The sequence below is a fragment of the Photobacterium aquae genome (assembly GCF_001029445.1).
GTDB classification, from domain to species: domain Bacteria; phylum Pseudomonadota; class Gammaproteobacteria; order Enterobacterales; family Vibrionaceae; genus Photobacterium; species Photobacterium aquae.
Map to the genome: position 1 here is coordinate 1 of NZ_LDOT01000055.1, position 12,222 is coordinate 12,222.

The 12,222-nt window shown below is 42.8% G+C and carries 7 protein-coding genes and 3 tRNA genes; 3 read left to right on the plus strand and 7 right to left on the minus strand.

The genetic code is table 11. The features are described 5' to 3' along the window. The 7 genes from ABT56_RS22315 to ABT56_RS22345 form a co-directional block, all read right to left on the minus strand. Positions 1-3,212, minus strand: a 3,212-nt coding sequence (locus ABT56_RS22315; RefSeq protein ID WP_047881126.1) for a retention module-containing protein, incomplete at its 3' end; no start/stop codon positions are given. A gap of 7 nt (positions 3,213-3,219) precedes the next feature. Then, the gene (locus ABT56_RS22320; RefSeq protein ID WP_047881127.1) at positions 3,220-5,148 is read right to left on the minus strand and encodes a bifunctional diguanylate cyclase/phosphodiesterase; all 1,929 of its coding nucleotides are present in this window, start codon (positions 5,146-5,148) and stop codon (positions 3,220-3,222) included. Between the two features lies 1 nt (position 5,149). Then, complete coding sequence (locus ABT56_RS22325; RefSeq protein WP_047881128.1) at positions 5,150-5,830, minus strand: transglutaminase-like cysteine peptidase; 681 nt, start codon at positions 5,828-5,830, stop codon at positions 5,150-5,152. 5 nt (positions 5,831-5,835) lie between these two features. Continuing rightward, positions 5,836-6,441, minus strand: coding sequence for an OmpA family protein (locus ABT56_RS22330; protein WP_084722475.1), 606 nt, complete (start codon positions 6,439-6,441; stop codon positions 5,836-5,838). Beyond that, entirely contained in the window at positions 6,438-7,745 is a 1,308-nt protein-coding gene (locus ABT56_RS22335) for a TolC family outer membrane protein (protein ID WP_047881130.1), read from the minus strand. Before ABT56_RS22335 ends, ABT56_RS22330 begins: the two co-directional genes overlap by 4 nt. 45 nt (positions 7,746-7,790) lie before the next feature. Further along, on the minus strand, positions 7,791-9,164 hold the full coding sequence (locus tag ABT56_RS22340; RefSeq protein ID WP_047881131.1) for an HlyD family type I secretion periplasmic adaptor subunit: 1,374 nt from the start codon (positions 9,162-9,164) through the stop codon (positions 7,791-7,793). Beyond that, positions 9,154-11,289 carry a type I secretion system permease/ATPase gene (locus tag ABT56_RS22345; RefSeq protein WP_157037950.1) on the minus strand — a complete coding sequence of 712 codons (2,136 nt, stop codon included), beginning with the start codon at positions 11,287-11,289 and terminating at the stop codon, positions 9,154-9,156. The genes ABT56_RS22340 and ABT56_RS22345 overlap by 11 nt, the downstream gene beginning before the upstream one ends. Positions 11,290-11,903: 614 nt before the next feature. On the opposite strand from ABT56_RS22345, the gene ABT56_RS22350 reads away from it, so the two are divergent. The 3 genes from ABT56_RS22350 (at position 11,904) to ABT56_RS22360 (ending at position 12,222) form a co-directional block, all read left to right on the plus strand. Beyond that, positions 11,904-11,980, plus strand: a tRNA-Val gene (locus tag ABT56_RS22350). Positions 11,981-12,016: 36 nt separating this feature from the next. Further along, a tRNA-Val gene (locus ABT56_RS22355) sits at positions 12,017-12,093 on the plus strand. A gap of 53 nt (positions 12,094-12,146) precedes the next feature. Next, positions 12,147-12,222, plus strand: a tRNA-Val gene (locus ABT56_RS22360).

Below are 12,222 nucleotides of genomic sequence, written 5' to 3' on the forward strand. Positions count from 1 at the left end.
TCGATCACCTGCGCGGTGACTTCAACCTTGTCGCCGACTACTGACCCCTCGACCACAATACCGTTGGTTAGGTCATCGGCTGTGACCTCACGGTCAACCAATACGTTGCCATTGATATCGGTGATAATGATCCGATCACCCTCAACAGTGCCCGAGGCCAACGTCACTTTGGCGGTAACGGTGCCGTCAGCGCCCAGTTCGGCGCTGTTGTAAATACCGTCACTGTTGCTGTCGCCCAACAGTTCAACACTCGGGGCTGGAGCGGCGCCAGTGTCGACCAAGGCACTGTCGCTGGCTTCCGGTGATGGATTGCCGACCTTGTCGATCACCTGTGCGGTCACTTCGACCTTGTCACCGACTACTGACCCCTCGACCACAATACCGTTGGTTAGGTCATCGGCTGTCACTTCGCGATCAACCAGCACGTTGCCGTTGGTGTCGGTAATAATGATCCGGTCACCCTCGACAGTGCCTGAGGCCAACGTCACTTTGGCGGTAACGGTACCGTCAGCGCCCAGTTCGGCACTGTTGTAAATGCCGTCACTGTTACTGTCTCCTAACAGCTCTACTGCAGGTGCAGCTGCACTATTATCAACAACTGCACTATCTGTAGCTTCAAGCGATGGATTACCAGCCTTATCGATCACCTGCGCGGTGACTTCAACCTTATCGCCCACCACAGAACCTTCAACCAGGATACCGTTGGTTAGGTCAGCAGCGGTCACTTCACGGTCAACCAGCACGTTGCCGTTGGTGTCGGTGATAATAATCCGATCACCCTCAACAGTGCCCGAGGCCAACGTCACTTTGGCGGTAACGGTGCCGTCAGCGCCCAGTTCGGCACTGTTGTAGATACCGTCATTGTTGCTGTCGCCCAGTAGTTCAACACTCGGGGCTGGTGCGGCGCCAGTGTCGACCAAGGCGCTGTCACTGGCTTCCGGAGACGTATTACCAACCTTGTCGATCACCTGCGCGGTGACCTCGACCTTATCGCCAACAACCGGTGTTTCCACCAATATTCCGTTGGTCAAATCATCTGCTGTGACCTCACGGTCAACCAGTACGTTGCCACTGGTGTCTTTAATAATGATGCGATCGCCTTCAACCGTATCGGGAGCCAACGTTATCTTAGCTGGAACAGTACTATTGCCACCCAATTCAGCATCATTATAAATACCGTCATTGTTAGCATCACCTAACAATTCAACGATAGGGGTTGATGCAGATAAGTCCGCTGGGGGAGCCTTTTCTGATACCAGCTCCGATGTATTTCCAGCAGAATCTTTAATATAAGCACTTACACTCGTATTAGGCACAACCTCAATATTCACATACCCTAGCGATGCTTCTTCGCTTGTAAGAACATGAACCTGCCCATTTATATATAAGGTATCAAGACCCGCTATAAAATCTGATGGTAATGAAATAGTCGCAGTCACTGTCCCATCAGGTCCTACTTCCTGTGCATTATAAATTCCATCAGCACCTGGGGATTCAAAGAAAATAACCGGGGGCAATGCTTCTGTATCTGCACTTGGTGCAGTACCCGTCACCAAGCTAGATACATTACCTGCTGCATCTGTTATTTGAGTTGTAATTGTCGAATCTGGCGCTACCTGAAGCTCGATTAAACCAGACAGTATTTCGCTTTCTGACGGGTGATAGCTCTCACCATTAATGAGCATTGAATCAGTTTCAGGGTTGAAATCTGACGGTATCGTAATCGTTGCGGTTACGGTACCATCAGGACCTAGTTCATCACTGTTATAAACATCATCAAATCCAGTGCTTTCGAAGTCGATTGAGGGGTTTAATATGCTGGAATCAATCGTTACCTGAATAGTATTTGATGACGCCTCATTACCAGCATCATCTTGTGCAACAGCCGTAATCGTATACGCTCCGTCAACGAGTGGAGATGATGGCCTAAAGACCCAATTGCCATCAACAAGACTTGCATCCCCCTCCTGAACTTTACCCGTCTCGTCAGAAACGACTGTCACTCGAATCGATACCACATCATCATCAATATTCGATAACTCAAAACTTGGTGATGTAATGTTCGTTAAGGAGTCACTATCACTTACACCTGTATCTTGTGACGATGGCAAACTAATTATCGGAGATGAAATCCATACATCAACTTCCGCTTCATCGACAATCAAGCCGGAGCTGTTTCCCGCACCATCAATAACTTCTGCTGACACATAAATACGGTCATCAACAGGCAACACTTCCAACTCAAAACCATTGGTGATGTCATCTTCTGTCAGCGACTTCTCAACTAATACATTATTATTCGCATCTCGGATAATAATGATCTCACCAACTTCAGCGCTTTCAGGAACTGTTACCGTAACAGTCGCTGTTCCATCTTCGCCTAATTCTGTTTTATTAAAAACGTTATCACCACCATCACCTAAAATTGTGACTTCAGGAATTGAAATGTAGACATCAACATCATATTCATGTGTATCTTCCGATGTCCCGTTCGAAGTAACCAATTCCGCTTTTACTTCGGAATTGTCAGCTAAAACACTACCCGGAACATAGATAGAAAACGAACCGTCTGAACCGACAGTTGTAACAAAAGTATGATCACCAACAATAATGTTGACCTCAACACCCGGTTTTACCCCATCTTCAACGTGACCGGTAATTAAAATATCACTTTGTGACTCAGCTATATTAATGATGTTATCACTCGTGATTGGGCCATCGAGGAATATTTTGGGGACGCCCTCTGATAAACTGTCAGCATTCCCCAATAGTCCATTTACATCAAATGAAACGTCATCTGTATCATGGCCTGCATCGGCAATAACATCTCGACCGAGACGGGTAATTTCGACAAAGCCCGCATTCACACTTGAAACACCAAGACCAGCAGCTGGCGCATCAAAATCTTCAGTTGGATCAACGCCATCTAAAATGGCCTGCTGAAGTCGTGCAATTTCATCATCGCTATCAAGGGACTTTAGGCGTACCCCTTCATTGATAGAATCACATGTCGCACACTGTCCCTCGACGTTAAAACTGACATTAGGCGACGTAAATTCATAACTACTACCAGCAAGGCTAATGACAATAGCACCTGCGGGTACGGTATCTCCCGATTGAATAAAATGCTGCTCACCATTAACGTCAATGTAAAACACGCTACCTTTGACATTTGTAATGACTGTCGCTTTAGAGATTACTTGTTGTTCCATAACTTAATTACCCAATATATTCTGTAACAACGTGAGAGACGCCGGTGACATACCCTTGATAGCCATCAACACCTAACTCAAGGAATTTCACGCGTTGCTGATGATTTTCCACACGCGTAGCAATAACATCGATATCGAAGTTCTTCGCTGACTTGATTACACCTTTCACTAACTCGATACCTGCTGAACTATCACTTAGCATCGAACCATAAAAATAATCCAACTTCACATAGCTAGGCTTATACGAAATAACAGCATCCAATGATTTGAAATGACGACCAAAATTATCAACCCCCCAATTCAAACCATAACGCTCTAACAAACAAACAAACTTGGAAACTTGCTCTTCATAATAAACAAAAGCGCTTTCAGGGATCTCAAAAAAAACATTTATAAATTTGTTTTTATTATATTGCAGATTTACATCCAACCACTGGCAAAGTGAGTCATCATAAAATGTACCCGCCATGATATTGACAGCGACATTGTTTTCACAGGAATTATTATCAAGTAAATATTCAATTACCGATTTATCAAATTCAGCACAGAGCTTCTGCTGCTCAATAAAATGAACAAACTCTCCTGCCTGATATGATTTCCCATCAACACCAATAGATAATAAAAACTCTTGATGTAAGACAGTTTTATCATCATTCGCAATAGCTGGCATAACCCTAAATTTGTAATTTTTTAGTGAAATAGCTTTACGTATAATATATAACCAATCCATTTTACCTAGTGCATCATTATTCTGATGCTGGACAGAAAAACCGCATTCCGAATTTTTCGCAGACTGAACAGCATTATCAACCATTGACAGTAGCTGCTTTACGCTCCCCACCCCATCGGTAACCACAGATCCAGAATATACATTGATATCAGATAATTTATGGTAGGGTACAAACTGCTTAATTATACTAGAGTGACATTTTTTAACTAAATCTTCAGCGTCTGATAATGCCATCTGTGGTAGAAAAAAAATAAACTCTGTATTTGATATACGAGCTAATACAACCTGTTCAATAGCATCAACTTGATGTGACAACTCTCGACTTATTTGATAAACCATTTTATCGCGAGCACCAAAACCATACTTTTGATAGATTTCATTAATACTGTCGCATGCAATCATAAAAATACTACAACTCGTATTTTCCTGAAGGTATGACTCTATCTGGGCATAAAGATATTCTCGATTACCTAAACCTGACACCTTATCTTGCAACACTCGTTTACGAAGCTCATACGCTTCTTGCTGCTGGTTCTCATATTCATGCTTAAGCTTTTCTGCCATTTTTTGCATAGCACGACTTAGTGTCGATAATTCACTTACCCTCGGTTCAATCACCGTCGCATCAAATTTATTTTCACCTAGAAATTCAGCATAAACGGTTAGGTGAGCAAGTGGCTTTAAGATAAACTTCAACACGCGATTTATCACTAATGCTGTAGTTAAAAAAGCAGCAAGAAACCACAGAGATAAATTCATCGTGCTATACCATAACTGCTGCATAGCCATGCCGGTATTACTGATAATTGTCAATTCACCGATTTGAAGCCAACCAGATGATATAACAAACTTTTCTTCAATAGGTTGAAAGCCCAAATAGGTTTCGAACCATTTAGGAACCTGTGTCAATGAAGTTTCTATCTCTCGCTGGAACACTCGCTTATCTTTAAATGCCTGAAAGCTAATTTTTTTATAATATCCACTATCAAATGCTGCAAATATCGCTGTTTCGATCCCAACATTGCTGTTTTTTTCATACTGAATAGGTATGACAAGTGCAAGTGAATTCGCTGTATTGTTTACAGTATTTATCTGTTGCTCACTCAAATATCCACGAACAGAATAATACTGAATACTAAAAACCACGCTGTATAGTGCAGTCAATATAAACAAAACTGAAAATAAGATTCTCTTATATAAGCTCATATTAGTAACTTAATCTGATTGCTGGGACTTTTAAATCTCCACGACTATATCTATCTCTCATCAATGTCCATTTACTCAATCTTGTCGACTTCCCTGTTAACTGTCCCCGTCCACGTTCCTTCATTAACCAAAGGTGTTGGGCATTAAAGCTATAGATAGGAACCAAGTCTTCCCTCTGTGTTGCCAGCTTCATATCAGGATCAATATTATCCAATATATAAGGAATTGAAGAAGGTTCAGGATAATATGCTACAACCATGTGAAACTGATCCAAACTTAGTGCCTTAACATATATCAACCTAATTTTTTCATCAGAAACCCCTAGTTCTCTAAGGGTGAAATATTTCGCGATGCTAAAATCTTCACAGTCACCACCTTTCGCACCGATAAACTCGATAGGCGTTGCCCAATAATCTTCAAGTCCCCATAATTTCACATCATCAATAAATGTAAGTTGGTTAAAAAATTGATTCACATCGCCAAGTCTCTGCATTTCCGTACGACTTTTAGCTTGTGATTTATAAATCAGCTTCTGCCATTCGTTCAGTCTCAACTTAGCATCATCACCATAAATTTTAGCGGCTTTCTCAATATCTTTATCATCAAGAAAATTTTCAGTATGGGCATACCCTATAAGCACACCCATACAAACAACCACGATAACAAGTACCTTCAATTTCATTCTAACTATAAAGTCGATTCCATTGTGTAGATATGCCATTTATAGTCAGTATAGGTATCTGATGACTTGAATTGAGTCGTTACACGTCTATTTAATGTGTCAGCCTGGACAGTGTTATTGTTAAGCAATAACTTTTGCTCACCGACCGGTAATATTTCCAATCGTTCTGCAGACAACCCTCGTGAGATAAAAAGCTGTTTTACAGCTTCCGCCCTTTTCTTCGATAACTGTAAGTTATATTCAGCGGAACCTGACGCACTTGCATGTCCCTCAAGCACCAACGACAACCCGGGGTTTTTATTTAAAACACCAACAATGCGCTTAACTTCTGCTAGCTGATTAGAGTGGATATTGGCTGAATCGTGATCAAACAACACAATGAGTTCACCATCTGCAATGCTGGTAATATCAAACGGACAACCATCGTTGTTCACAACAGCCCCCATCACCGTATCAGCACATAGATCACGCTCATTAATTACGCCATCGCGGTCGTTATCAAATTGATCAGAATCCTGATTAGCAATCATCCCTACCGGCGAGGTTGAACATCCCGACAATGCCAAGGCTCCAACAATAGGAAGCCAGAAGAATTTACTACGCAACATCATTTTTCTCCTGCTTTCCAATCCTTAGGAACTGTTACATATAAAGCATCGAGCAATTTCCCCGTCGAATTAATCAAACGGTATTGCGCTTCAAGGTGGTCATAATCAGCAGCAACATAAGATTTTCTAGCCTCAAATAGCTCATTTTCCGTATTAAGCACATCTAGTAACGTACGCGAGCCTAGCTTGAACTGCTGTTTATACGCTTCAAGAGTCTTAAAGCTTTGCTCAACGTGCTGCTGGTAATAACCTTTTTGCTGCTCAAGAATTTCAGCGGCACTCCAAGACAAGCGGGTACTCTCTTCAACCTGACGAACAGTATTGGCGCTGATATTTTTAGCTTGCTGAATTCGAGAAGCCGATTCAGAGACGCGCGCTTGGTCTCGACCACCACCAAATAAGTTATAGTTCAAGCGGAGCATCGCACTGAACTCGTCGTCTGTCCCTCTTACGCCGTCATAGTCTTTGCTGAAACTCTGCTCGACATACACATCAATTTCAGGGTAATAACCGGATTTAGAAGCGTCATATTGTGAATGAGCAGCCTCTACATCTTTCAATGACGATGACACTGTCGGGTTGTGTTGCTTGGCTAATTCCAACGCCGCCTCAAGTGATGCAGGAATAAAGCGATCATCGACATCAGGCTGAATCAAGTTACCCGGCATTTCATTAACTAAACGAAGATACTGATCGGTAACGTCACTGACATTATTCTGAGCCGAAAGAACATTGGCTTGTGCACGGGCAACACGACCATTGATCTGCGATACATCCGCACTTGAACCTAATCCCGACTTGGTTTTCTTGGTAATATCTTTCTGATAGCGCAAATGCGTCTCTAGGTTTTTCTGCGCCAAGCCAAGTAGTGTCTGCTCGCGGATAACATCTAGATATGCCTGTGTAACTTTCAGTGCATAGTTTTCTGTAAAGTACAAAACACGGTAACGTTCGGCTTCAGCTTCAAACTCCGTCCGATCAATATTCGAAGAAACACCAAAACCATCAAAAATTAGCTGACGCAGACGCAAAGAGGCTTGCCGACCGGTCAATTCTTCGGTTGTTGATGCAATTTCTCGATCACGTTCGCGACGCTGGTAGCCGACTTCGCCGCTGAGATCCAACGAGGGCAAGTAATCAGCGGTAGCTTGATCAACAATTGAAAGTCTCGCGTTGTAGCTTTCAACAACTTCTTTTACTTCCGGGCTAGTTGTAAGGCCTTTGGTAACCGCTTCTTCAATAGAAATGGCCCATACCGACGGAACGCACAATGCACCTATGCATAATGATAACAACTGCTTTTTCATAAACTCTCCATGAATGACAAACTCCTAACAAGCCACAAGGTATTACTACCGCTCTCTCAGGGCGTTTTGTTTGGCCTTAAGTAATGGTTTCAATAAGTAATCCATCACTGTCTTTTTTCCTGTGAGAATGTCTGCCTGAGCAAGCATCCCCGGTTTTATCTTGTAAGGCTTATCGCCAGAAATAAGCTCATTGGCATAAGTACGAATACGTACCAAATAAAATGCATTGCCTTCCTCGTCTTGAATTGTGTCTGCAGAAACATGCTCGACAACCCCCTGCAGCCCTCCATAGATCGTAAAATCATATGCCGTGAACTTAACAATGCTCTCCAATCCCTGACGTATAAAAGCGATGTCTTTCGGGCTGATATTTGCTTCTATCAATAACGTATCTTGGCTAGGTACAATTTCCATTAACTCCATACCTGGCTGGATAACCCCACCGACGGTATTTATATTGATTGTTTTGACGATGCCATTAACTGGCGAGATAACCGTTGTTCGCTTAACCCTGTCTTCCAAGCCAACATTGGATGCGGACAAGGTATTCAACTTATCGTTGAGATCATTAAGCTCAGCCTGTGACTCGCTACGAAACACAAAGGCTGCCTCGCGATAGCGTGTAATTGCACCACGGATCTCGGCATCTAGCTTCGGCAGTGACAACGTTAACTGACGAAGTTTGCCTTCTAAGTCATTAACCTGTCGTTCCAGCTTCAGAATATCGACCATCGGCACAATACCTTCCTCAGCCAAAGGTCGGCTCATTTGCAACTCTTTTTCCGCCAAGGCAACGCTACGCTCTAGAGTTTTGATCTGTGATCGGGCTTCTTGAATTGATTGCTTTTTCTCTTCGACTTGATGGGTGAAAGTTTGAAGCTGATTAGCCAATTCCTCCAAGCGTGTTCGAGATTCCTTTTGCTGCCCATCGACAATACTTGGGTGTTCTGCTGCGAAATCAGAAGAAAAAGGGATCGGAACAATCGTGACTTTTACACTTTTCTGCCAATCGGATAACGATCTAACAGCACTTACCTGAACACTGCTTATCTCATGCTTAAGCCGAAAAACAGCCGCATGAAGGCTGTCCGTTTCACTCTTTCCCGCAATCAAATCAGAACGAAACAAGGTGTCATCAATAACCAATAATGATTGCCCTTTTTTTACCTCATCACCCTCATCAACTTGAATAGACTTAATTATTCCTCCTTCAAGGTTTTGGATGATCTGAACTTGATCAGCAGGAATTACCTTGCCAATACCAACCGTGACCTCATCAAGTTCGGCAAAACTCGCCCATACAATCGCAACTAACACAAAAGCAAAAACCATTCGAACCAAAGCCCGCGCTTGGCCAGGTACATCCATCGCTACTGCGGCTGAGGTCTGACTGTAATATTCATGAGCCCTATGCTGCATGCACCCTCCTTACCGCGGCGAAATTGCCATCTGACAAGGCTTTAATCACGGAATCCCTTTCGCCATCAAGTACAACTCGGCCACCATCAAGTACAATGACGCGATCGACAATATCCAACATGCTTGTCTTGTGAGTAACGAGGATCAAGGTTTGATCAGGAGAGAGCTGTGACAGTTGATTCTTGACATGATGCTCTGTGCGAGTATCCATCTGCGATGTAGGCTCATCCATAATATAGAGCGATACCGGATTCAAAAATGCGCGTGCTAATGCAACTGACTGACGCTGCCCGCCAGACAAATAACGCCCAGATTCGCCCACCTGCCTTTCCAACCCTTCGCTATCATGCCGGGTAAATTGTGTTACTCCAGCACGCATTGCAGCATCTTGAATACTGGCCATATCAGCATCAGGCTGACCAAGCGAAATGTTATCTCGAATCGAACCGTAAAAAAGCTGTATATCTTGTGGTACTGCCCCTATTTGACGACGAACAAATGCCGGGTTGTACTGCTGAATATTCAATCCATCCAGCAAAATAGCCCCACTATCTGGCTCATAAAAGTTAAGCAGCAACTTCTCTAAGGTCGTTTTCCCAGCCCCAATACGGCCAATAATCGCGACCTTTTCACCCGCCTGAACCTTGAATGAGATATTTTTTAGAATTTGCTTATCATCTGATTTATAGCGAAATGATACATTCCTCAATTCAAGCTCACCGCGCAGATTATCTTTAGAGATATAACGTCTTTTCGGTTGCTGCTCTTGAGGTGTATTCATAATCTCATCAAGCTGGGCGTATGATGTCATTACCTGCGAATAACGAGTTGCCAAACCTGCAATCTGCATCATGGGCTGTAAACAACGGCCTGAAAGCATTACGGTGGCAATGATCGCCCCCATTGATATGACATTTTCTGCCAGTAGATAAACCCCGTAGACAACAAGACCAACACTGACTAACTGCTGCATGAACCCAGTCAGAGTCATCACTAAATTAGTTAACCAACGAGTCTTGTTGCCCCATGTCGCCATATGGGTTACAGCTTGCTCCCATTTAAACTGAAACTGCCCCTCTGCGTTATGAGCTTTTACTGATTCGATACCCTGTAGACTCTCGTATAAATTGGCATTTTTCTGGGCTGCAAGTTGATTAGACTGCTCTATCGTTTCATTCAAAGGCTTTTGAATCAGCAAACTGGCAACCACTACCAACATCATGGCAATGATCGGCACAATAACCAAAGGACCAGCTATGAGCGTTATCACTCCAAGCATAAGAATCGCAAAAGGCAAATCAATCAAAGACGTAATAGTCGTTGATGCCAAAAAACCACGAACAGACTCAAACTCTTGAAGATGTTTGCTATATACACCAACCGATTCCGGCCGGTTATTTAATTTCATCCCAAGGGTTCTTGCATAGATCACAGCCGACATCAATATATCCGTTTTCTTTCCGGCTAAATCAATGAACCAGCTACGCATTATTTTCATAACAAAGTCAAAAACAAAAACAATACAGACACCAGCGGCTAGCACCCACAATGAATCAAACGCCAAATTAGGCACAACACGGTCATAAACATTCATCGTAAATAATGGCGTTGCTAAAGCAAATGCATTAATCAGCAACGAAGCAAATACGACATCAATATATATCCGCTTAGTTTTTAGAACTGGCCCCCAAAACCAGTGGTCACCTAATAATATTGATTGCGATATTTTAGCCCGAGCCTCAACGGATGGTTGAGTACTAACAACGGCACTCACGCCCGTCATGGCTTTCTCTATAACGGACACTGGCATTGTACATACGCCATTATCAGTAAGGCATTGAATGTCGTCACTATCAACTGATAAAACAATAAGATAACATTCGCCATCCACTTCAACGACTGAAGGGAAACCATTAAGATCTGAAATAGCTATAGTATTAGGTTGATGCTCAACAATAATACCTACATTCTGACAAGCTACTGCTAATTGAGTGAAGTGTAAATTATTATCCGGCGATGATACACCAGACATTAATAAATCCTCACTAAATGGAAGGTTAAAATATGATGATATACGAGACACTGTATCAATTAACGTCATAGATGCTATATGAATATCTGTCACAACCCCTCCTTTCAAATTCGAGTCAGAAATTTGACAACATATTACATGATAATTGCGATATTTCGCCAGTAAATCAACCAGTAACAAAGAAGCGCTATGAATAATAACAAACCAGATAATAATATATATCACCACAAAAAATCACACAGGGTATATATAAATATAAAACGAACTAGACAGAAATTATTTAAATGCTCATCGGGTATTAATCATCATTTTATGATGATATATATCCAAAATATTTTTTTATATAACGTAATATATTACAGCATGCCAGACCGTTTAATTCCTTTAATTTTAAGTCAAGTTTCACCCACTTTGATAAATGCACCTGTAGCGGTTCAAAACAACAGTTTCACTTCGGCCTCATAACACCGTGACGACAACTAGCAAGACGAGTATCACAACGCATCGTTCTCCCTCCGATGTACAATAAAGACCGAATTTTCCGGAGTGATCAAACTCACACTTTAACGCACGCTATGCTTATTATTAGTCCTTTGCGCTCAAAGGCTAGGCAGTTGATGCCAGCGAATGAAAAAAGCGAACTCAAACACTTGCGTCAAAGATCATCACTCGCTAATATTCATCTCGTTCTAAGGAACACATATAGTACGACCGTAGCTCAGTTGGTTAGAGCACCACCTTGACATGGTGGGGGTCGGTGGTTCAAATCCACTCGGTCGTACCACTACTTCTTGATTAACCTGCAGGAAGTACAGAATTTGGGTCTATAGCTCAGTTGGTTAGAGTACTACCTTGACATGGTAGGGGTCGGCAGTTCGAGTCTGCCTAGACCCACCAAATTCAAACCGCCACACCGCTTCAATAGAGGCATCCCAAGCGTGACGGTTTTAGGGCGATTAGCTCAGTTGGGAGAGCACCTGCCTTACAAGCAGGGGGTCACTGGTTCGAGCCCGGTATCGCCCACCA